Source organism: Myroides odoratus, assembly GCF_001549985.1.
GTDB classification, from domain to species: Bacteria; Bacteroidota; Bacteroidia; order Flavobacteriales; family Flavobacteriaceae; genus Flavobacterium; species Flavobacterium odoratum_A.
This window is the reverse complement of record NZ_LROZ01000011.1, coordinates 1-20,383: the sequence shown is the minus strand read 5'-3', so window position 1 is coordinate 20,383 and position 20,383 is coordinate 1. Positions and strand designations below refer to the sequence as shown.

The window sequence follows — 20,383 nt, the reverse complement described above, 5'->3', positions numbered from 1 at the left end:
ATGCGAAACCTTTTTTATTATCCTATTCTCAGTCCGTTTTTAACGGGTTTGTCTAAACTCATCAAGGTTACTTCTTTGCCTTCCACTGCACCCATGACCAAACATTCACTCATGATATTGGCAATTTGCTTTGGCGGAAAGTTAACGACTGCAATCACTTGTTTGCCGATTAATTCTTCAGCGGTGTATAATTTTGTGATTTGGGCAGATGTTTTTCTCATTCCAATTTCTTCTCCAAAATCAACCACTAATTTATAAGCAGGATTGCGGACTTCTTTGAATTCTTCGGCTTGAATAATTGTACCAACGCGCATTTCTACTTTCATAAAATCATCCCACGTTAGCGTATTATTGTTGCTGTTTTCCATAATTTAAGTTTTGTTTACACTCAAAAATAAAGAAAAAATAAAAAAGACGACTTGCCAAATGCGAAAAAGATCAAATCCTTTCGTTTAAAATAAGGTTAATTGCGTTTCTTCTGTTATAGGTTGTGATAGAAAAGGATAATACTGGATAATATCGAATTGTCTACGCTCCATATTGAGTCTACGCAATACGATTTGGTTGCAACAAAAAGAAAGGTTAGGCTGTTTTAATGCCGCATAGGCTTGTTGGATTTTAGCCTCTTCTAGTTTTCGTCCAATAGAAAGATGAGGATCAGTGCATTTATAGGCATTTTTCAATTGTAAGGTTTGAAAAAGCTTTTGTGCATAGGCTTTTAATTGAGGTTTAGCAAGGGCATCTACTTCAAGGAAGAAAGTGCCGTTGGGATAAGTCCCAAAAGCAGTTAGATAGGTGTCAACAGGAGTAAACCCCGAACAACAACGCGTAATTTGTTGATGCATGCGGGCAATGTCTTTTTCACTGGCCTGAAACTCAGCAATCGTTAAATGCGCTAAAGAGTTTTTACTGTGATACCACCCAATGACTTCTCCTAGTTGGTCTTTCATCATTTTGACTTGCTCAATGAGTAAGGCGTCAGGTTGAAAACACAAAGAATATTTATCGCTATACATGGGGTACGGTTTATAGTTTACGGTTTACAGTATACAGTTTAGTTTCTAGTTCTAATTTTATAATCTATTTTTTTTGTAAGAAATAAGAATTGACAGTTACTTGGCAAATTGCCATTTACCACACTACGGGGTTTTACATCACACCGCCTTACTTTCTCACCGCCACACCTTCTCACCCTCTCATCGCCCTTAAAAAAACGCACGCAATTGCACACTTCCCGTGTGAATAGTGGCCGTTGATTCATTACTTCTTCCTTGGTAATTCAAACTTAAATCCAAGTACTGCGTTAGGTTTTTTTGGAACATGAATCGCCAAGTCATATTCTTTCCAGGTTGTAATCCTTCTAGCATTTGATAACCAATGGGCGAAAAGGCATTACCCGTAAAGGTATTCTGAAAAAAGGAGAATTCACCATTCATCGTGAATAATTTAATTTGATTCACAGCAAAAGAAACACCTAAACGATGTTGTTCTAATGTTTCAAAATCAGCTGTTTGGTTTTTCTTTTCTTGGAAATTATAAAAGATATCTACTTGCGCTTGAGATGAAAATAAGTAAGATAATTTCGTTTCAAAACCTTGAATTTGGAGCTCGTAATTCTTACTTGCATAAGAAGGCGACTTTGTTTCTTGTTGGGTTGTTTTTCCTAGAAGATCCACCAACCATGTTTTTCGGATCAAGTGATTATAACCCAATTGATGGGTTTTAATGGTATTTTCTGTTGAACCGAAAGACAATAGATTTTTGCTCTTCGATTGGGTATACATATAGGTTACACTATGGCGTTTTTTCCCGCGATTGTAATACAGATAGTTGTTGAAATTCTCCAGTAATCCCACCATTTGTTCTTCATCGGAAGTAAAAGGATGGAGTCGAATCTGGTTGCCTTTCTTCAGATCTTTGCGGTCTATACTATAAGATGTTTGATTGTAGAAAAAAGCTAAAATTCGCTTGAAACCTGTTTCATTTTGCCAAAGTGCCGCAGGGTTCAAGGTTAGGGTTTGGGTGAATTTATTTTGGTTAGTAGGTAAAAATACCTGACTTGGTAAGTATAAACGTACATATTTCCCCAAATCAGGGTAAGGAGCGAGTTCAAATTCTTCCAATTCTTGGATTCCATTGTTGTTGTAATCAATCCACATGTATTGTCCGCGACCTGGTTCCACCTCCAAATAGGTGTATTCTTGTTGGGCTATCGTTCCTGCACTGATCTCATATAAGGTATGGGATTGCGCAAATCCTTTGAAGAATTGATCGCGATAGGTGAGGACACTGTTGATGGTGTTTTCCGTTGGTTTGCTGGTCTCTTCATGGCGAACAGATCGATAATTCGCATAGAGATTCAAGTCTCTTGTTTCAGACTTGAGCAATTGGGATTTGAGGTAAAATGTATGGGCTTTTGAAAAACGCTGCAATTGATTGTTTTGCAAGCTGTCATTCAGGCGGAATTGATACCCCAATTCAATATTTTGCCCAAGGGAATCTCCTCTACCTATAAATAAGTCAAGCGATGAATAGCGGTGACTCAGTGGATTGAGCAGTTGCGTTTCTTGATTGGTTTCTTTATTTTGTTCAAAGTCAAGTTTTGTTCCTACGTAATTGGTACGCCAATGGTATTTTGCTTGGGAATGACTTTGAATAAAGGTTGTTTTGGAGGTTAATCCATCTGCTTGCATCAAGCTGTTCTGCGTTTGGATCAACCAAGGATCTGCTTGCCATTTCCCAGCTAAATTTTGCCTATTTCCCTTGTAATCTGTACCAAAATTGAGCTGCTCAAATAAGTAAGTCGCACTTGCTTTACCAGGAAGGAGAAATTCCAATCCTCCTGTGACTAAACTTTGATTGCCTTCAGCATATTGTAAATTCCAATCGCGATCAAATTCAATAGAGAATAAATTCTCCAAGGCATGGAAATTTTTATGGATGAATTGAATGTCGGTTAACACATTTAGTTGCGCTTGATTGTGGGTCCACAAACGCTGTTTTCCTTTCAATGCTGTTGCCCAACCTTTGTTTTCGTCTTGGTCAATGGAAGAGAAAAGGTTCGCATCGTGATTGCTAAAGGCAAGCTCTAAATCTATAGCGGTCTTCTCAGAAGGATGATAAGCCGCGTTAATTGTTGCGATGGTGTTTTGTATGGGAGCAATAAGCTTCACTACAGGGGAATAGTTTCCCTGCGGAATGCCTCCCACAGGGGCACGGTATTCATAAATACGACCAATAGACTGCGTGCTTTGTATGACGTAATCCCCTTGATTGTTTCCTACAGCAGTAAAAGTAACGTGATAGAGTTCGGCCTCAGGATCTGTGGAAAATACAAAATAATACTGCCCTTCTGGGGTTTGCTCTCGCGTATATAACACTTTGTTCTCAGAATAGGTGTCTCTATAGGCAGAAGGAGCAATCATGCGATTGGGATCGTTTCCTGCTTGTTTGAGGATGTCGATTTGCTCTTCCGTTAGATTCTGTTGAAGGGATTGATTTTTTAAATCGGTTTCTGTAAATACACTTAATCCCAATTGCCAGGTTTCAGCCTCATGTTGAATATTGCCATATCCCACAAAACGCGTGTAATTGCGATCGGTATACTGATATTCCACCGCAATTCGCATATCGGATGTAATGGGATATCGCGTGGTAAAACGCAATTCGCCCGAATTATAATCGATGACATAGTCATTTTCTTCTCCTCGTTTGAGTAGTAAACCATTGACGTATACTTTTTCTGAACCAGAAACAATGAGGATGTACAATTCGCCATTGCTTCCCTTTAATTTATAAGGCCCTTGATTGCCTTCTTGTCCATTAAACGTACTGCGGGTATATTGTCCTCTGGCCAAGGCTGCCGCTGCTTCAACGGTGGTTTTACTTTCGCCGTGATCAAAGACAAAACGCGTAGATAATCCCTGTACTTTTTTATTGAAATTTAAAAAGCGTCTTGCTCTATTTTCTAAGTAAATATCTCCAGCGCGAATCGACCAATCATCGGAGAATAACTCGATAAAAATCTGGTCGAATTCATTAATTTTCTGTGAGTATCCTCCATATTGTAAGGGTAAATTATTATCCTGTATAGAGGCGCGAATCTTGACGCGGTCCGATAAGTTTCCCGTGATTTGTAAATCTAAATTTGAGGAGGTAACCGCACTTTGGTTGGTTCCCATCGTTAATCCTCGAGATAAACTTCCCATGGTATTTAAACCCTCAAACGGAACAAAAGAAGCGCGGTTGTTGGTCTGATGTTGGTATGTAAAACTACCTGCCTCATTGGGAACAATACGCGAGGTATCATAATAACTAATCGGTGTAGTTAGAAAAGAGGGTAGTTCTAAATAGTATACAGTTAGCGGAAAAGCGAGATTCGCTTGGAGTAAGGTAACGGTATTGGTGTCAAAATCGATGCGATAGGCCGATGTTGGAACAACCGCTTCTTGGGCATCTCGAATTTCAAAATAGCTGTTGTTTAAAGGTGTGGCTGGAAGTTGCAATGTTGTTTGCTGCTCTTCCCATGTCCGTTGTTGATACAGCGAATTTCCTTCTTGTGCATAAGTACAAGAATACCAAAAAAGGAAAAGAAAAAGAAATCGCTGTAGGTTCATGTATGTATAAACTCCAAAAAACCAAAAGTAGTGTATTTAACCCAAAATTAACGAAATCTATTTTAGGGAAATTTAAATCTCTACATGAGGTGTTTAGTAAAGAAAGAGGAAAGTCGTTTGATTTAGACTAACTGGATAATGGGGGCTTGTTCGATGCTAAGGACAAGCCATGCAATAGGTGGGAAGGATTTAGATAAAAAAATAGCTTCAACGAGGTGAAGCTATTTTTTTTATTCTCTTGTTACCATTTGCATGGTTTCTCGATTCACTTGTTTTAATAACAGGGTCTTATCTTGTAGGATGCGATCCGCTGAGGTTTCGTCAAAATGGCGAATAGTATAGAGCGAAACATTTTCATTATAACTGACGCGATATTGATCATTTAGTTTTTGGCGCAATTCTTCAAAGTGATTGAATTTATCCTCCACACAAACCGAAAAACTAATCGCTGAGTTTTGGATGACATTCACCTTGATGTTGTATTCGCAGAATAATTTGAAAATATCACTGATGTTTTGTTCCATGATAAAGGAGAAATCCTTAGAAGAAAGAGAAATCAACAATTGATTTTTCTTTACAATGAAACAAGGAATTGCTGGTTTTAAATCTGCACCTTTTGATACCGAAGTTCCGGGTAAAGTCGGATTTACAAAGGATTTTACATATAGTGGAATTTCCTTTTGGCGCAGGGGTTGTAAGGTTTTAGGATGGATGACAGAGGCACCATAAAAGGCTAATTCGATGGCTTCTTGATAGGAAATTTGTTCCAATAAAGTGGTTTCTTCAAAGTAGCGCGGATCTGCATTCAGCACGCCAGGTACATCCTTCCAAATGGTTACACTTTCTGCATTCAGTGCATATGCAAAAATAGCAGCAGAGTAATCAGAACCTTCTCTGCCTAATGTTGTGGAAAAACCATTGTAATCTGATCCGATAAATCCTTGGGTAATATATAATTCTTTTTTATCTATCGCTTGTGTAATGGCAGCTTCAGTACTCTCCCATTGCACATTAGCATCGCGATAGGTCGTGTCTGTTTTAATTAAATTACGCGCGTCAATCCACGTATTTTCAATGTTGCAACACAGCAAGTAATGATGTAAAATCGTCGTAGATAGCAACTCACCATAGCTGACAATCTGATCATAGACAAAATTGTAGTTAGGCGATTTGTTGTTGAGTAAAAATGAAGTTAGCGATTCAAATAAGTGATCGACGGCTTGATAAACCGCATGGGTTGAATCGGTGAATAAATCGTGTAGAATCTCGAGGTGGTAGTCTTTGACTACTTGAACTGATTCAGCCAAATCAAACCGATTTTGAAAATAGTTGTGTACTACAACTTCTAAGGCATTGGTTGTTTTCCCCATTGCAGAAGCAATCAGTAAACTATCTGAATAACCGACGGTACGCAAGACATGACCTACATTTTTTACATTATCGGCATCTTTTACCGAAGCTCCACCAAATTTATATATTTTCATTGTCCACTAATTATTGATAAAGGCATGAATACCTTGTTCATCCATTTGTACCGTATACCAATCCTCCAACACCTGTGCGCCTGATTTTTGATAAAATTCAATCGCTGGTTGATTCCAATTTAAAACCACCCATTCTACGCGTCTTACCTGTTCTTCTTTTGCCAGTTGAATCACGTTTTTATACAAAGCCATTCCCGCTCCTGTTCCTCTTGCTTTTGCTGTTACGATGAGGTCTTCTAAATGGATGGTCTTCCCTTTCCAAGTAGAATATCGATAGTAAAAGAGGGCCATACCAATAATTTCACTGTCGTGTTCTGCAACTAATACGCGAAAAAGAGGATGAGCACCAAAACCATCTCGAATAAGGTCCTCTGGAGTTAGGACAACTGCATCGGGTTCCTTTTCAAATGTGGCTAATTCTTGAATTAATTGTAGCACAGCTGGCATATCGGCTGGAGTAGCGGCTCTAACATTCATGTCTTTTGTTGGATTTATGGTTAATAACTTCATTTGAATGACAAAATTAACGATATTTGCACAGCAAAATACACAACTAAAGAATCATTTTTCCATGACAACAAAAAGACACCAAACACTAGGGGAGTTTATTATTGACAAACAAGAGGATTTTAAATACTCATCGGGAGAGCTTTCTCGCTTAATTAACTCTTTACGACTTGCAGCGAAGGTAGTTAGTCATCAGGTAAACCAAGCGGGTTTAGTTGATATCGTAGGCGCTTTTGGTACTGAAAACGTACAAGGAGAACAACAACAAAAATTGGACGTTTACGCGAATGAGGTTTTTATCAATACGTTAGTTAATCGCGAAATTGTATGTGGAATTGCTTCTGAAGAGGAAGATGATTTTATTACCATTCAAGGAAAAAAAGGGGATAACGATAGTAAATATGTTGTATTGATTGATCCATTAGATGGATCTTCTAATATTGATGTAAACGTTTCGGTAGGAACTATTTTCTCTATCTATCGCCGTGTGACGCCAACAGGTACTCCAGTGCAGTTGGAAGACTTCTTGCAAAAAGGAGAAAACCAAGTAGCAGCTGGTTATATTGTGTATGGTTCATCAACGATGTTGGTGTACACAACAGGGGCAGGAGTTAATGGTTTCACGTTGAATCCAGCGATTGGAACGTTCTATTTGTCTCATCCAAATATGAAAATTAAAGAAGATGGAAGTGTTTATTCTATCAATGAAGGAAATTATATCCAATTCCCACAAGGAGTGAAAGATTACTTGAAATATTGCCAAGAAGAACAAGGAAATCGCCCTTATTCAGCTCGTTATATTGGAAGTTTAGTTTCTGATATTCACCGTAATATTTTAAAAGGAGGAATCTATATTTATCCAACAAGTACAAAAGCACCGAAAGGAAAATTGAGATTGTTGTATGAGTGTAATCCAATTGCTTTTATCATGGAACAAGCTGGAGGAAAAGCATCAGATGGATATAAGCGTATCATGGAAATTGAACCAACGGAGTTACACCAACGTGTTCCGTTCTTCTGTGGAAGTAAAAATATGGTGGAAAAGGCAGAAGAATTTATGGCTTTACACCAATAAGAACATATCAAGCACAGAAAAGGGGGTTTTACGTCGTAAAACCCCCTTTTTTTAATGCTTTATTTTTTGAATTTCTGCGATAAAAGTATCGATATCAACTTCTAAAACTAAGAGTGATAAAGATTTGTTTACAATCAAGTCAATATCTCCTGTAAACCCAAGGGCAGAAGCAAATTTGCGCAAAATATCTTTTTGTCTAGGTCCTAAGATATGATTTGCATAAACCATACGAGCCAAATCATACAAACGTTCGATTCTGTTAATCTCTAAGTATGGAGGATTAACCGGGTATTTTTCGGGATTGGCCATGATTTTATCATAATCATCTGTCGAGATATCCAATTTATCCGCTAATTCATTTAAGAATTTAAGCTCTTCTTCACTGATATCTCCATCCGCTAAGGCAACGCGAACGATAGAAGCAAAGTGCCCTTTGTTACGCTCTTTAAAATCACTGTTATATAAATCTAAATAAGCCATATGAGTTCTCTTTTTGTTGTTAATTGGTTTAAGGTGTTAATTAGAAGTAATGTACAAAAAAACTTTATAATAATGCGTGTTTGAAGCAAAAAAAAATGGAGGTCAAAAAGACGCTTATGAGGGAGATAATAGGTGTTAGGCTAGGGTTAGACAAGTAATTCTATCAGGATAATTGCATTATTTCAAACGAGGATAGAGAGTCACGTGAAACTTATGTGTATTTTTGTCGTATATTAAGAGTTATAAAATAGAGGTTTATGTCAAATCCTAAAGTAACTAAGTACGATAAGGCGTATTTGCGTATAGCACGCGAATGGGGCCAATTGTCTTACTGTAAACGCAAAAAAGTTGGTGCAATCATTGTCAAAGATCGCATGATTATATCGGATGGATATAATGGAACACCTACAGGATTCGATAATTGTTGTGAAGATGAAAATGACCAGACGCATTGGTATGTATTACATGCTGAAGCCAACGCTATTCTAAAAGTAGCAAGCTCTACCCAAAGCTGTCAAGATGCAACTTTATATATTACTATGTCTCCTTGTCGCGATTGTAGTAAATTAATTCATCAAGCGGGAATAAAACGCGTGGTGTATGTGGAAGGATACAAAGATATGGCGGGTATTGATTTTCTGCATAAAGCAGGAGTTGAGGTGGTCCATATCGAGGACCTAGATTAATGCGTGTGCTATGAAAAAGTTTTTTTGGCCTTTTATCGTTGCAATTTCTATTTCCCTTGGCGTTTTGTTGGGCGGATTTTTAGTGTCTGCTTCTCAGCGTTCACATGGGAACTTTTTTACCAATCACAATAAACTAAAGCTAAATCGCTTGCTTGACTTTATTGAGCAAGAATACGTGGATCAAGTGGATACGGATTCTATAGTGGATCGCACAGTAACCACAATCCTAGAGCAACTCGACCCTCATTCGGTTTACATTGGTAAAGACCTCATGAAAGAGGTCACAGAATCCATGCAAGGAAGCTTTGTCGGTATTGGGGTGCAATATTACCTCTATCAAGATTCATTGGCTGTCATTAAACCGTTAGAAGGAGGACCTTCTATTCAAGCGGGTATTTTGGCTGGAGATCGCATTCTAAAAGCAAATCAAGAGGTGCTATATGGAAAGGAAATCTCTTCCGATACGATTTCTTCTGTATTAAGGGGAGATGAAGGCACAGCTATTACCTTAGAAGTCTATCGTAAAACAACCAAAGAAAGAAAAAACATCAAGGTAAAACGCGAACCGATACCATTAAAAAGTGTAGATATTGCCCTTAAGTTGGACAACCAATATGGCTATATCAAAATCAATCGCTTTGCAAGTACAACCTATGAAGAATTTCAAGCGGGATTGTTGCAATTAATTGAAGAGGGAATTCAAGGGTTAATTATTGATTTACGCGATAATAGTGGAGGCTATATGGATCAATCGAGCAAAATTTTAAATGATTTATTGCTGACGGATCAAATCATCGTCAAAACGATTAATCGCGGAGGACAAGAAAAAGTAACCAAAGCGAAGAGTACAAATCTCTTTACAACGAAACCCCTTTATGTATTAGTAAATGAAAATAGTGCTTCTGCTAGTGAGATTATTGCAGGGGCGATTCAGGATAATGATCGAGGAACTATTGTTGGAAGACGCACATTTGGAAAAGGATTAGTACAACGCGAATTGATGTTGGGCGATGGTTCTGCAATTCGACTAACAACCGCACGTTATTACACCCCTTCTGGACGTTCTATCCAAAAGAACTACAAGAACGGTATAGAGGATTACAACAATGATTTCCGTTCGCGTTATGAGCATGGTGAATTGTATGCCGCAGATAGTATTAAAGTTGCGGATAGTTTGCAGTTTAAAACGCTAAAAGGACGAATTGTGTATGGAGGTGGGGGAATCGTTCCCGATTTGTTTGTACCTATTGCCAGAAAGCACGGCGAGGAAGCCATTGTCATGATGATGAAATCGGGAATGGTGAGTTATTATGTATTTCAAGAAATTGATCAAGCGCGCCAAAGGTATAATAACATGACCACAGCAGAATTAATTGCCTATTTACAAGCAGATAAAAAAGAATATACTTCCTTTAAGCGTCATTTAGAGAGCAATAAATTATTTTTCAAACTGGATCGCCATAAAGAATTAGTTATGCATTTTCTAATTGCGGAATATTTGAATCAATTGAAAGGACAAAAGGATTATTATGAATGGTTGTTGAAGATTGATCCAATGGTTTTGAAAGTGGGAGAAAAGCAATAAGAAATCAGAACGTAGCAAATTAAAACAAAGATAAACCTATAAGGTAAATGGGATAGAAGTGAGTGTATCATTTGTATCCCATTTTTCGTTTGTAGTCATTAGTATTGTTGCCTTATATTCCACTTTCAATAGTTGCTCCCAGTAACCCTGTAGTATGTCATCTCGACGCAGGAGAGGTCGCATCTCGTAATCCATCATACGGAGCATAACAGCTATTGAGTAACGGGTGCGATGCTTCCTTCGTCAGCATGACATACTGAACGGACTGAACGAGTGTGAGTAACAAGTGTTGCTTTTCCTCGTCAGCATATAGAGGGGATTTTCTATTGTGATAATAATTTTTAATTCGAGAATTTACCCATCACTAATAACTCATAACCCATATAAAAAAAGGGTATTTCGTTAGAAATACCCTTTTTTTATATTACCAAATCTTAACTCGTTCTTCTGGTTTGATGTAAAGTTTGTTTGTTTCTTTGATATCGAATGCTTCGTAGAAAGCATCAACATTTTGTAAAGGAACAAAAGCTCTATAATAACCTGGCGCGTGTGGATCTGTTTTTACTTGGTTTTTAACCGCCTCATCACGTGCTTTCGTTCTCCAGATTGTTCCCCATGAAATAAAGAAACGTTGTTCTGGTGTATATCCATCGATTAAACCTGGATCTCCATTCTCTTTCAAGTAGATTTTTAATCCGTCATAAGCAGCGTTTACACCACCTAAATCTCCAATGTTTTCACCTAAAGTAAATTTACCATCTACAAATACACCTGGAAGTGGTTCTAATGCGCTGTATTGATCTGCAAGTTTATTCCCTAAAACAGTAAAACGCTCTAAGTCAGCATCTGTCCACCAGTTGTTTAAGTTACCATTTTTGTCGTAACGCGCTCCAGAGTCGTCAAAACTATGTGAAATTTCGTGTCCAATAACTGCACCGATTCCTCCGTAGTTGATAGCCTCATCTGCTTTGTAATCGTAGAATGGCGGTTGTAAGATAGCCGCAGGGAATACGATTTCGTTGTATAATGGGTTGAAGTACGCATTTACTGTTTGCGGTGACATTCCCCATTTCGTTTTATCTACTGGTTTACCGTAATCTTCTCTGTTTTTCGCTACTTCCCATTTCGATGCATTTCTCATGTTTTCGAAATAGTTTCCTTTAGCTGCGGGTGATTTGATATCCATTTTAGAATAATCCTCCCATTTGTCAGGGTAACCAATTTTAACTGTAGTAGTCGCTAATTTTTCTAACGCTCCTTTTTTAGTCTCTTCAGCCATCCAAGGTAAGTTTTTGATACGCTCACCAAATGCTGTTAATACGTTTTTAATCATCGCCTGAGCTTTTGCTTTCGCTTCAGCAGGGAATTTTTCAGCTACGTATAATTGACCTAAAGCCTCACCAATTGTATTGTTTACAACAGCAAGTGCTCTTTCTTCAGCTGGTCTTTGTTCTTTTGCTCCTTCTAATGTTTTAGAATAGAATTCCCAGTTTGCTGTCTCCATGTCGGTAGATAACGTACTAGCATATCCGTTCACTAAGGTCCATTTTAAATAAGCTTTTGCATCTGCGATGTTTTTAGCCGATAAAATGTCATTTAACGCTTTCATGTATCTTGGTTGAGAAACAACAACTTTGTCGATGTTTTTCAAACCTGTTGCATTAAAATAAGCCGTCCAATCAACTACTGGAGTTGTTTTTTGTAACTCCGCAATGGTCATTGGGTTATAAGTTAAACGGCTATCTCTACGTTCTACTCTTGTTAAACGAGGCTCAGCCATTTTTGTTTCAATTGCTAAAACGCGTTTTGAATCTGCAGTAGCTTCTTCTTTTGATTCTCCTGCCATCTCTAACATACGAGCTACGTGTGCAACGTATTGTTCGCGTTTTTCTTTCATGTCAGCATCTTGCAACACATAATAATCACGATCAGGTAACCCAAGAGAACCTGTACTTAAATAAATCGTGTTTTCATTTGAGTTTTTTGCATCAGCATATACGTAAGAAGAGTAGAATCCTAAACCACCCTCGTCAGCTAAGTCATTGATTAACTTAGTCACATCAGCAGGAGTTTGAATCGCATTGATTTGATCCAAGTATGGTTTTAGAGGCGTTACACCTACACTGTTACGTGTAGCATCATCTAGATACGTTTCAAATAAAGCAACTGCTTTCGCTTGATCTGATTTGGCATCCAAATTATGAGCTTCAGCTGCTTTCTTTAAAATAGCTAAGGCATCTTTATCTGTATTCTGTCTCAATTCATCAAAACTTCCCCAACGTGTTCTATCATTAGGAATTTCTGTGTTATCATACCACGTACCGTTTACAAAACGGAAAAAGTCATCACCAGGATTAACACTTAGGTCCATGTATTCTAAGTTAATTCCGTGATTTTCTTGATCTGCAACTTCTTCTGTTTTCTTGCCATCTTTACAGGCAACTAATGAAGCTAGAGCTAGACCAGAGGTTAACAATACTCTTTTTTTCATTTGTATTTAAGTTTTTACTTTAATTCTAGTTTAAACAAAAATAGAAAATATCTTTTGAGTAATTTCTTTTTGAGGCTATAAATTGAATTTTTAGGAATAAATCTTGTTTTTTGGCGTGATTTACGGTTTTAAAATGAAAAATGAGAGAAGTAGAGCGCTGAGGAAAGAGGTAGGGTTTTTAAGCTAGCTTTAACGTATTTATAGGTTGGAATTTGTAAGTTTGTAACAAACTCAAAGTATCATGTTTCAATTTTTTAAACGCTATAGATATTTCTTTCTATTTTTCTTTTTGATGAGTTGTGGAATTCTCGTTTTGTTTTACAATGCATTGAAATATAGAAAAAGCTTGCCTGTGTATACTCCTTCTATGGTTAATCCAGAAATGGTAGATAGTTTAATTCAACACGAGGCGAATAAGCAAAAACACCGTATTGCTCCTTTTACGTTTATCAACCAGAATGGAGATACCATTACCAATAAAGATTATGAAGGCCATATTTATGTAGCCGATTTCTTCTTTACGACTTGTCCAACTATTTGCCCTATCATGGGAGATAATATGGAGTGGTTGCAAGATAAAATCAAAACATTACCCGGAGTGAAGTTACTTTCTCATACCGTTACACCAGATATTGATAGCGTTCCCGTTTTGAAGGAATATGCTTTAAAACGAGGAGTGGATGATTCCATTTGGAATTTAGTAACGGGAGATAAACGCGACATTTACTACATCGCTAGAAATTCATACTTGGCTGTAAAAACAGGTTCACCAGAGGAGATGTACGACATGGTACATACAGAGAATTTTGTTTTAGTGGATAGCGAAGGACGAATCCGAGGATTTTATGACGGAACAAATTTGAATACCAAGGACCCTGAAAATAAGAATATGGAAGAACTATGGGAAGATATCCAATGGTTGTACCAACACGAAAAAGAGACGAAGTAAATAATAGTCCATAAGAAAAGGAAAGCCATGCTGTGTACTCAGCATGGCTTTTTCATTTTATCGTAAAATCTCAGCCTACAAGGTAGATTCAAGACGTTGACTTAGTAGTATTTGGACTAATTAATCCTTAAATTATGTTCGAATTCTTTTTTTATTGCTTACTTTTGCAATGTGAATTAAATCTAAATAAGGTGAATACAACATTAGACTTATTGAAAAGAAATGAAAAGGGCGTAATTGCTGATTTTGATATGCATAAAGTTCCTTTAAAATTATTAGAAATGGGCTGTTTACCAGGTAATGCTGTTGAGCTTTTGGAAGTTGCTCCTTTAGGAGATCCTATTTATTTCTGTATCAATGATACCCATCTATCCATCCGCAAGGAATTAGCGAGAGAAATTGTAGTGAGCCTAGAAGGCGATTTGAAGTAAGATTAGCAGGACCAATTGATGAAAAAAGATATTAAAGTTGCCCTAATAGGGAATCCTAACGTAGGTAAAACCTCTGTATTCAATGCCTTAACGGGTTTAAATCACAAAATCGGGAACTATCCTGGTATTACCGTAGATAAAAAATCAGGTACAACTAAGTTAAATGATGAGGTAACAGCTACCATCATTGACTTACCTGGAACCTATAGTATCAATGCGAGCTCTGAAGATGAGCGTATTGTGTTGGATTTATTGTTTGATTCAACGAATGAAGACTATCCAGATGTGGCGATTGTCGTTGCCGAAATTGAAAACTTAAAACGCAATTTATTGCTATTTACCCAAGTGAAAGAGCTGGGATTCCCTACGATTTTAGTCATTAATATGGCGGATCATATGGAGGAGAAGGGAATTAGCATTCAAGTTGCCGCCTTAGAAAAGAAACTCAATACCAAAATTGTTTTGATGAGTGCCAAGAAGAAATTGGGTATTCAAGAATTAAAACAAGCGGTATTAGACTATAAGAATTATTCCATTGAACCTTGTTTAAATGCAACAGATGTTGATCCAACATTCTTTGGAAAATTAGCCTTGACTTTCTCGAATCTATCCGTATTCAAGTTATGGATGATTTATTCGCAAGATATTACCATTGGCAATATTGGAAAGAAAGACATTGAGGCGAAAGGCATTCACTTGTCGGAAAATGAAATAAAAAAATTACAACATAAGAAGACGATTAAGCGCTATCAGTTTATTAATGATACGCTGAAAGAAACGTATACCCGTGATACATCAAAAGCAACGGGATTTCGTACGAAAGTAGATCGAATCTTAACGCATAAAGTGTATGGGTATTTGATTTTCTTCGGAATCATGATGTTGGTTTTTCAAGCGATTTTTGAATGGTCAAGTATTCCTATGGATTGGATTGATGAGCAATTCTCTAATTTAGGTTCATGGGTACACGAAGTGATGGAGCCAGGAAAACTGACGGATTTAATTGCCGATGGTATTGTACCAGGTATTGGAGGAGTAATGCCATTTATTCCACAAATTGCCATCTTGTTCATGTTTATCTCAATTTTAGAAGAAACAGGCTATATGAGTCGTGTGGTTTTCTTGATGGATAAACTCATGCGTCCATTTGGATTAAGTGGAAAATCAGTGGTGCCTTTAATTTCTGGAAATGCTTGTGCAATTCCGGCGATTATGTCTGCACGTAATATTGAGAATCCCAAAGAGCGATTGATTACCATCCTAGTAACGCCATTTACGACCTGTTCTGCACGTATTCCGGTCTATATTATTATCATTGCTTTAGTAATTCCAGAAACGCGTTTGTTCGGCTTTTTAAGCTTGCAAGGATTAACCTTAACGTTGTTCTATTTCATTGGATTCTTAGCTGCACTTGTGTCATCTTGGGCGTTGAGTAAGTACATCAAAAGCGAACGAAAATCGTATTTTGTTATTGAAATGCCGAATTATCGTACGCCTATCATCAAGAACGTAGTGGCCAATATGTACGAAAAAACAAAAGCTTTCGTTGTGGGAGCTGGAAAGATTATTTTCGTATTGTCCATCATTATTTGGTTCTTAGGAGCACATGGTCCTGGTGATAAATTTGAACATGCAGAAGAACACATGGCTCAAGTACACCAAGGACAAGAGGTTTCAGAAGAAGAAATGAGTGAGTATGTAGCAAGTTACCGCTTAGAAAACTCGTATATTGGGATATTAGGTAAATCTATTGAACCGGTGATCAAACCGTTGGGGTATGATTGGAAAGTGGGAATTGCCGTGTTGTCTTCTTTTGTAGGACGTGAGATTTTTGTCGGAGTTTTAGGAACAATCTACAATGTAGGATCAGGAGATGAAAACGATGAAGATGGACGTATCAAGCAAAAAATGGCTGCTGAGGTATGGCCAGATACAGGCGAAAAAGTGTTTACCTTAGCAAGTGGAGTATCCTTGATGTTTTTCTATGCTTTTGCGATGCAGTGTACCGCTACAGTAGCGATTGTTAGAAGAGAAACGAAATCTTGGAAGTGGACCATTTATCAGTTGGTCTTTATGACGGTTTTCGCTTATGTGGCAGCGTTTATAGCCTATCAACTCTTAAAGTAAAGTACAATGGATTACCAAGAGATTATCGTTTATGGCCTATTGCTTTTTGCCATTGGATTTTTCATCAAGAAAGCCTGGGGTAAAAAGAGCAATAAAAAAGGTGGAGGCTCTTGTGGGAGCGGCGATTGTGGATGTTCGTAACGCAGTTTAAGACCTTATAAAGGCAAATAAATAAAAATAGAAAAGCAGCAATAGACTAGGGTTTATTGCTGTTTTTTTTGTTGATCGATTTTAGATTTCAAAAAGGGTTAGACTTTAATTGGAAATCTAATCCATATTTTGTTTTTTATGTACTTATTTTTTAATTATTATTTCTTTCCCTGATTCATCGACAATAATTATATTTTCAGTTTTTTGATCGAGTTTTAAAGTTATTTCAGAAACTTTATTATAAAATAAATCCTCTGATTGATATGCTTTTTCTAATAAATCTAAATCATATGAAACTAAATTCTTATCGCTATTGAATTTCATTATTTCTTTAAACGTAATTAATTCTTTAACATCTAAATTTTTTTGTACTTCAATTAAATTTTCGGAGATATATGCATTCTTTAAGTTTTCTAATTGTAAATGATCACCGGTATAAGGGGTAAGGTTAATTCTATCTGGGGCAGTTTCTAGTTTTTTGACTTCCACAACACATAGACCACTTGTCCCTGTACAACCACTTAACCAAAACCATCTATTTTCCATATTTTTATATAAATATGTTCCTGGTTTAGCAGGTAGATCTAAGGTTGAATTATTATTTGATAGTAATTCTTTTTCTTCTGTGTCACAAGAGATAAAAGAAATTGTGCATAAAAGCAGTCCTAAGCAAAAAAAGTTTTTTCTCATTTTATATAATTTTAATTGTATTTTTTTAAAAGTGATTTTAGATTTTCTTCTGTGAAAAAATTTATATCCATTTTTAATTTAATTGTTTTGCCATTTTTCCTATAAAAAACATAGGGAAAACCATCAGTTTTATCACTATATTCTGGAAGCAATTGTTTTACTATATCTTCTGAATTAAAGAAAATGTTCCAATTTTTATTAAGAAAACCAAAATTTGAATATGCGGTTCCTTTTTTATAATTTTCAAGAATGATAGATGATTGTGGAAAAAGAGCCACTAATTTTACATCACTATTAGATAAGTTATTTAAAGTTTTGAAAAACTCTAAACAATGCCCACATCTTAAGGATGTAATTAAGAACAAACCATCCCATGTTACTATTTCACTTAAAGGAATTTCTTCATTAGAAGTATTAGTAAAATAATTATTTACTAATGCTTCCTCTTCACCGACTTCATTTATTATTGCGATATAATCTACATTACTACCCAAATCTTTAGTGAAGTTTTCGATATAATTTTTAAATTCTTTTTTACTTCCTTTTTTTAATAAATCTATGTCTAATGATGCTAGTATGCCTTGTTCATTAAATTTCATTACATTAATAAAAGAGTCAATTTCTGTTTTGTTTAAATTATTAATTAGCAGAGGGAATCTTTCTTCTATATAGGTATATTTAGTCTCGTAGTCGATATTTGTTTTTTTTTCTTTGACACAAGCTGTAAAAAGCAAACAAATTATTATTTGCATTATTTTTAATAAATCCATATGGTAAAATAGTCTATATTAATTTTATTTAGTTTTTAGTCGGTTACTTGAATTTTAAATGAGATTGTTTTTCTGGATTTGTTTAGTGTATTTTATCACTGAGGCGTATCAAATAGGAAAATAAAGGGTTTACTAATGATGGAGTAAAAAAGCAGTAGCAAACGAAGTTGGCTGCTGCTTTTGTCCTTAGTAGAAAATGATTAAAAAAACTAGTTCGTTGGTTGTTTTAGATTTTGGAGCAGATGGACCAATTCTAGTAGATCTTGTACATCATCTGTATTGAGCGAAAAATCGTCATGGGTTTGGGTGCAATGATGCATATAGTAATAAAAAAGTGTGGTGACGCACTTCGCATAAGCGGCAAAATTAGAATTGTGGTTATACAATTGCTGGATTAAATTGAGATTGTGCGAATCAGGGTCTGAAATTACGCGACGGAGGGGTTTTGTACTCATAAGTTGTGATTTAAGTCCAACTTGTTTGAACGGGAAATGAGTGTACATCAATCACTTAAAAAGAAGTGTAGCTTACTCAAAGAAACTCGTTGAAACAGGTATATAGTAAGTTAATAAGTTGTTATTAGGAGTACTAAAATAGGTTTTTTTACTATATGTTTTTGAATTAAAGTATTGAAAATCTGTGATTTATTTGTTTTTTGAATGAGATTTTTGGTTGTTGTTTGAATTGTTTATTTGGGGGAGAAGATGAGGGGGTGAGTTGGTGAGGGGGTGAGTTGGTGAGGGGGTGAGGTGATGAGAAGGTGAGGCGATGAGAAGGTGAGGCGATGAGTTGGTGAGAAGTTGAGGCGATGAGAGAGTGAAGGGGTTAGTTGTTGAGGGGGTGAAATCGAAACGTAGTGAAGATTCATCGAACACCAAAACCAATATAAATTAGGTGAGATAAATGGTGAGGGGGTGAGTTGATGAGAGGGTGGGATAAATGATGAGGGGGGTGAACTGTGAACTCATTTCTTACAAAGGAAAGTGCGTACAGTGAACTGGGCACTATCTCTTAAAGTGTGTAAGTTCAAAAATAAAGCTTGGGTTAGGTTTTGAATTAAAGTCTAACCCTTTCTTGATATAGGATTAAGAATTGATCAAGTATAATTCCCCAGCTTTTTACTGGCATTGACCATCTTTTAGTTGCTTCTCTTACAGCCAAATATACGGATTTCATCACAGCTTCGTCTGTAGGAAAGGATAATTTATTCTTGGTATACTTCCTTATTTTACCGTTTAAATTCTCAATTAAATTGGTGGTATAGATGATTTTTCTAATCTCTATAGGGAATTCAAAGAATACTGTAAGATCTTCCCAATTGTTTCTCCAACTTTGTATTGCATAGGAATATTTATGTTCCCATTTAACAGCAAAGTCATTAAAAGCAGCTTGCGCAGCTTGTTTATTTGGAGCATTATAAATATGTTTCATATCAGCAGTAAAAGGTCTTTTATCTTTCCAAACAACGTATTTACAAGCATTTCGTATTTGATGTACAACGCATATCTGCGTTTTAGATTCAGGAAAAACAGTGCGAATAGTATCAGTAAAACCGTTTAAATTGTCAGTTGCTGTAATTAAAATATCCTCAGTTCCACGGGCTTTTATATCCGTTAAAACACCCATCCAAAAGGAAGATGACTCATTTTTACCTAACCACAAACCTAAAACTTCTTTACGCCCATCACGTTTTAATCCTACTGCGATATAAATAGTTTTATTAATCACTTTTGAATCTTCTCGAACTTTAAATACAATTCCATCCATCCAAACAATTAAATAAACTGGTTCTAATGGGCGATTTTGCCAAGCGATAATATCTGCAGTAACAGCATCGGTTATACGAGATATTGTGGATTTAGAGACATCGAAATTATATACTTCTCGTATTTGTTCTTCGATATCAGAAACAGACATCCCTTTGGCGTAAAGGGAAACAATAACGTTTTCCAAGCCCTCCACCATGCTTTTTCGTTTGGGGATAATCATAGGGTTAAAACTAGCATCACGATCCCTAGGAACCTTTATTTCTTCTTCTCCGTAACTCGTTTTTATCTTTTTGGTAGAGTAACCATTACGCGTATTTTCTTCCTTTCGTAAATCATGCTTATCGTAATCTAGATGAGCATCTAACTCGCCTTCTAACATTTTTTCAATTCCTCGCTTTTGTAAGTCTTTTAGGAAGTTTTGAAGTTCATCTCCAGTTTTAAACTGTTTGAAAAACTCATCCGGAAATAGGTCTTTTGTTTCCATAACTATTTAAATATTAAATATATAAAAAAATTCTGCGCGGTTTTAACCCAAGCAGAATTTTATACTTACACAGTTTTTGGTACAGTGTC

Annotated in this window: 18 protein-coding genes; 7 read left to right on the top strand and 11 right to left on the bottom strand. The window is 36.4% G+C overall.

Annotated features, from left to right (window positions below):
• Positions 1-17: 17 nt before the first annotated feature.
• The 5 genes from AWV75_RS11945 to AWV75_RS11925 form a co-directional block, all read right to left on the bottom strand.
• Positions 18-368: a tRNA-binding protein gene (locus AWV75_RS11945; protein ID WP_002988966.1), complete on the bottom strand. Its 351-nt coding sequence runs from the start codon at positions 366-368 to the stop codon at positions 18-20.
• A gap of 84 nt (positions 369-452) precedes the next feature.
• Positions 453-1,016, bottom strand: coding sequence for a 2'-5' RNA ligase family protein (locus AWV75_RS11940; RefSeq protein ID WP_060874589.1), 564 nt, complete (start codon positions 1,014-1,016; stop codon positions 453-455).
• Positions 1,017-1,205: 189 nt separating this feature from the next.
• On the bottom strand, positions 1,206-4,616 hold the full coding sequence (locus AWV75_RS11935; RefSeq protein WP_060874588.1) for a hypothetical protein: 3,411 nt from the start codon (positions 4,614-4,616) through the stop codon (positions 1,206-1,208).
• Between the two features lie 230 nt (positions 4,617-4,846).
• Entirely contained in the window at positions 4,847-6,100 is a 1,254-nt protein-coding gene (locus AWV75_RS11930) for an aspartate kinase (protein ID WP_060874587.1), read from the bottom strand.
• 6 nt (positions 6,101-6,106) lie between these two features.
• Entirely contained in the window at positions 6,107-6,577 is a 471-nt protein-coding gene (locus AWV75_RS11925) for a GNAT family N-acetyltransferase (RefSeq protein WP_060874664.1), read from the bottom strand.
• 94 nt (positions 6,578-6,671) lie between these two features.
• Between AWV75_RS11925 and fbp the strand changes: the two genes are divergently transcribed.
• The gene (gene fbp, locus AWV75_RS11920; RefSeq protein WP_060874663.1) at positions 6,672-7,682 is read left to right on the top strand and encodes a class 1 fructose-bisphosphatase; all 1,011 of its coding nucleotides are present in this window, start codon (positions 6,672-6,674) and stop codon (positions 7,680-7,682) included.
• 51 nt (positions 7,683-7,733) lie between these two features.
• Here the strand turns inward: fbp and AWV75_RS11915 are convergent, their stop codons facing one another.
• The gene (locus tag AWV75_RS11915) at positions 7,734-8,162 is read right to left on the bottom strand and encodes a TerB family tellurite resistance protein (protein WP_060874586.1); all 429 of its coding nucleotides are present in this window, start codon (positions 8,160-8,162) and stop codon (positions 7,734-7,736) included.
• A gap of 257 nt (positions 8,163-8,419) precedes the next feature.
• Between AWV75_RS11915 and AWV75_RS11910 the strand changes: the two genes are divergently transcribed.
• On the top strand, positions 8,420-8,848 hold the full coding sequence (locus tag AWV75_RS11910; RefSeq protein ID WP_060874585.1) for a deoxycytidylate deaminase: 429 nt from the start codon (positions 8,420-8,422) through the stop codon (positions 8,846-8,848).
• A gap of 10 nt (positions 8,849-8,858) precedes the next feature.
• On the top strand, positions 8,859-10,433 hold the full coding sequence (locus tag AWV75_RS11905) for a S41 family peptidase (protein ID WP_060874584.1): 1,575 nt from the start codon (positions 8,859-8,861) through the stop codon (positions 10,431-10,433).
• Positions 10,434-10,857: 424 nt separating this feature from the next.
• Here AWV75_RS11905 and AWV75_RS11900 read toward each other — a convergent pair whose 3' ends face one another.
• Positions 10,858-12,924 (bottom strand): M13 family metallopeptidase, encoded by a 2,067-nt coding sequence (locus tag AWV75_RS11900; protein ID WP_060874583.1) that lies wholly within the window; start codon positions 12,922-12,924, stop codon positions 10,858-10,860.
• A 241-nt stretch (positions 12,925-13,165) separates the two neighbouring features.
• On the opposite strand from AWV75_RS11900, the gene AWV75_RS11895 reads away from it, so the two are divergent.
• The 4 genes from AWV75_RS11895 to AWV75_RS18735 all read left to right on the top strand — a co-directional run bounded on the left by AWV75_RS11895 (position 13,166) and on the right by AWV75_RS18735 (position 16,572).
• On the top strand, positions 13,166-13,873 hold the full coding sequence (locus tag AWV75_RS11895) for an SCO family protein (RefSeq protein WP_060874582.1): 708 nt from the start codon (positions 13,166-13,168) through the stop codon (positions 13,871-13,873).
• Between the two features lie 191 nt (positions 13,874-14,064).
• On the top strand, positions 14,065-14,304 hold the full coding sequence (locus AWV75_RS11890; protein WP_036462925.1) for a FeoA family protein: 240 nt from the start codon (positions 14,065-14,067) through the stop codon (positions 14,302-14,304).
• Between the two features lie 18 nt (positions 14,305-14,322).
• On the top strand, positions 14,323-16,431 hold the full coding sequence (gene feoB / locus AWV75_RS11885) for a ferrous iron transport protein B (protein ID WP_060874580.1): 2,109 nt from the start codon (positions 14,323-14,325) through the stop codon (positions 16,429-16,431).
• Between the two features lie 6 nt (positions 16,432-16,437).
• Complete coding sequence (locus AWV75_RS18735; protein WP_156424196.1) at positions 16,438-16,572, top strand: FeoB-associated Cys-rich membrane protein; 135 nt, start codon at positions 16,438-16,440, stop codon at positions 16,570-16,572.
• A 153-nt stretch (positions 16,573-16,725) separates the two neighbouring features.
• Here AWV75_RS18735 and AWV75_RS11880 read toward each other — a convergent pair whose 3' ends face one another.
• The 4 genes from AWV75_RS11880 to AWV75_RS11865 all read right to left on the bottom strand — a co-directional run bounded on the left by AWV75_RS11880 (position 16,726) and on the right by AWV75_RS11865 (position 20,294).
• Positions 16,726-17,271 (bottom strand): hypothetical protein, encoded by a 546-nt coding sequence (locus tag AWV75_RS11880; protein WP_060874579.1) that lies wholly within the window; start codon positions 17,269-17,271, stop codon positions 16,726-16,728.
• A gap of 11 nt (positions 17,272-17,282) precedes the next feature.
• On the bottom strand, positions 17,283-18,041 hold the full coding sequence (locus tag AWV75_RS11875; protein ID WP_231738110.1) for a hypothetical protein: 759 nt from the start codon (positions 18,039-18,041) through the stop codon (positions 17,283-17,285).
• A 209-nt stretch (positions 18,042-18,250) separates the two neighbouring features.
• Complete coding sequence (locus AWV75_RS11870; RefSeq protein ID WP_060874661.1) at positions 18,251-18,496, bottom strand: hypothetical protein; 246 nt, start codon at positions 18,494-18,496, stop codon at positions 18,251-18,253.
• 601 nt (positions 18,497-19,097) lie between these two features.
• Positions 19,098-20,294: an IS256 family transposase gene (locus AWV75_RS11865; RefSeq protein WP_060874578.1), complete on the bottom strand. Its 1,197-nt coding sequence runs from the start codon at positions 20,292-20,294 to the stop codon at positions 19,098-19,100.
• Between the last annotated feature and the right edge of the window lie 89 nt (positions 20,295-20,383).

What these genes read in the sequence shown, in the direction of transcription:
- AWV75_RS11945 (WP_002988966.1), bottom strand. Translation starts at nt 368, where the DNA reads ATGGAAAACAGCAACAATAATACGCTAACGTGGGATGATTTTATGAAA.
- AWV75_RS11940 (WP_060874589.1), bottom strand. Translation starts at nt 1,016, where the DNA reads ATGTATAGCGATAAATATTCTTTGTGTTTTCAACCTGACGCCTTACTC.
- AWV75_RS11935 (WP_060874588.1), bottom strand. Translation starts at nt 4,616, where the DNA reads ATGAACCTACAGCGATTTCTTTTTCTTTTCCTTTTTTGGTATTCTTGT.
- AWV75_RS11930 (WP_060874587.1), bottom strand. Translation starts at nt 6,100, where the DNA reads ATGAAAATATATAAATTTGGTGGAGCTTCGGTAAAAGATGCCGATAAT.
- AWV75_RS11925 (WP_060874664.1), bottom strand. Translation starts at nt 6,577, where the DNA reads ATGAATGTTAGAGCCGCTACTCCAGCCGATATGCCAGCTGTGCTACAA.
- fbp (WP_060874663.1), top strand. Translation starts at nt 6,672, where the DNA reads ATGACAACAAAAAGACACCAAACACTAGGGGAGTTTATTATTGACAAA.
- AWV75_RS11915 (WP_060874586.1), bottom strand. Translation starts at nt 8,162, where the DNA reads ATGGCTTATTTAGATTTATATAACAGTGATTTTAAAGAGCGTAACAAA.
- AWV75_RS11910 (WP_060874585.1), top strand. Translation starts at nt 8,420, where the DNA reads ATGTCAAATCCTAAAGTAACTAAGTACGATAAGGCGTATTTGCGTATA.
- AWV75_RS11905 (WP_060874584.1), top strand. Translation starts at nt 8,859, where the DNA reads ATGAAAAAGTTTTTTTGGCCTTTTATCGTTGCAATTTCTATTTCCCTT.
- AWV75_RS11900 (WP_060874583.1), bottom strand. Translation starts at nt 12,924, where the DNA reads ATGAAAAAAAGAGTATTGTTAACCTCTGGTCTAGCTCTAGCTTCATTA.
- AWV75_RS11895 (WP_060874582.1), top strand. Translation starts at nt 13,166, where the DNA reads ATGTTTCAATTTTTTAAACGCTATAGATATTTCTTTCTATTTTTCTTT.
- feoB (WP_060874580.1), top strand. Translation starts at nt 14,323, where the DNA reads ATGAAAAAAGATATTAAAGTTGCCCTAATAGGGAATCCTAACGTAGGT.
- AWV75_RS18735 (WP_156424196.1), top strand. Translation starts at nt 16,438, where the DNA reads ATGGATTACCAAGAGATTATCGTTTATGGCCTATTGCTTTTTGCCATT.
- AWV75_RS11880 (WP_060874579.1), bottom strand. Translation starts at nt 17,271, where the DNA reads ATGAGAAAAAACTTTTTTTGCTTAGGACTGCTTTTATGCACAATTTCT.
- AWV75_RS11875 (WP_231738110.1), bottom strand. Translation starts at nt 18,041, where the DNA reads ATGGATTTATTAAAAATAATGCAAATAATAATTTGTTTGCTTTTTACA.
- AWV75_RS11870 (WP_060874661.1), bottom strand. Translation starts at nt 18,496, where the DNA reads ATGAGTACAAAACCCCTCCGTCGCGTAATTTCAGACCCTGATTCGCAC.
- AWV75_RS11865 (WP_060874578.1), bottom strand. Translation starts at nt 20,294, where the DNA reads ATGGAAACAAAAGACCTATTTCCGGATGAGTTTTTCAAACAGTTTAAA.